This is a genomic window from Streptococcus sp. IsoGale021 (genome assembly GCF_031142795.1).
Lineage (GTDB): Bacteria > Bacillota > Bacilli > Lactobacillales > Streptococcaceae > Streptococcus > Streptococcus hominis.
This window is the reverse complement of sequence record NZ_JAKZJH010000026.1, coordinates 1-727: the sequence shown is the minus strand read 5'-3', so window position 1 is coordinate 727 and position 727 is coordinate 1. Positions and strand designations below refer to the sequence as shown.

1 protein-coding gene and 5 tRNA genes are annotated in these 727 nt (G+C 44.2%); 1 reads left to right on the top strand and 5 read right to left on the bottom strand.

Annotated elements, in window-relative coordinates:
* On the top strand, positions 1 to 220 hold a 220-nt coding region (locus RG565_RS08980), incomplete at its 5' end, for a tyrosine-type recombinase/integrase (protein ID WP_308937472.1).
* 67 nt (positions 221 to 287) lie between these two features.
* On the opposite strand, the gene RG565_RS08975 is transcribed toward RG565_RS08980, so the two are convergent.
* The 5 genes from RG565_RS08975 to RG565_RS08955 all read right to left on the bottom strand — a co-directional run bounded on the left by RG565_RS08975 (position 288) and on the right by RG565_RS08955 (position 712).
* Positions 288 to 371, bottom strand: a tRNA-Leu gene (locus tag RG565_RS08975).
* Positions 372 to 380: 9 nt separating this feature from the next.
* A tRNA-Gln gene (locus tag RG565_RS08970) sits at positions 381 to 452 on the bottom strand.
* A gap of 13 nt (positions 453 to 465) precedes the next feature.
* Positions 466 to 538, bottom strand: a tRNA-His gene (locus RG565_RS08965).
* Positions 539 to 553: 15 nt separating this feature from the next.
* A tRNA-Trp gene (locus RG565_RS08960) sits at positions 554 to 624 on the bottom strand.
* A gap of 7 nt (positions 625 to 631) precedes the next feature.
* Positions 632 to 712 (bottom strand) — tRNA-Tyr (locus tag RG565_RS08955).
* Positions 713 to 727 lie beyond the last annotated feature (15 nt).

Genomic DNA, 727 nt, shown 5'->3' with positions numbered 1-727 from the left:
ATCTATTACTCCTTCAAATATGACGAGTTCAGGTTTACGACATAGTTATTGTAGTTCTCTCTTAGCTATGGGAATTGATATTTGGGCTGTTTCAAAACTAATGGGTCACAAAGACATAACAGAAATTACAGAAACTTATGGTCACCTAGTCAAAGAAAAAGCCGAGGAAGAAAATAATAAAGTTAGAAACCTTTTATTTCGATTAAATGAAAAGATATAAAGTTGACCAAAAGTTGACCAAAAACAAAAGAAACGCTGATAAATCAACGTTTCTCAAACTTAAGCTATACCGGCGGCCGGGGTCGAACCGGCACGTCCTTGCGGACACTGGATTTTGAGTCCAGCGCGTCTGCCAATTCCGCCACGCCGGCAAAGTTAAACTGGGGTAGCTGGATTCGAACCAACGCATGAGGGAGTCAAAGTCCCTTGCCTTACCGCTTGGCTATACCCCAATAATATAAAATAGGCGAGTGATGGGGATCGAACCCACGCATGCCAGAGCCACAATCTGGTGTGTTAACCACTTCACCACACCCGCCATATTCACAATAAACACGGGCAGTAGGAATTGAACCCACACTGAAGGTTTTGGAGACCTTAGTTCTACCTTTAAACTATGCCCGTAAAGGTATGGAAGGGGAGGGATTCGAACCCCCGAACCCGAAGGAGCGGATTTACAGTCCGCCGCGTTTAGCCTCTTCGCTACCCTTCCTGATATTAAACTAAT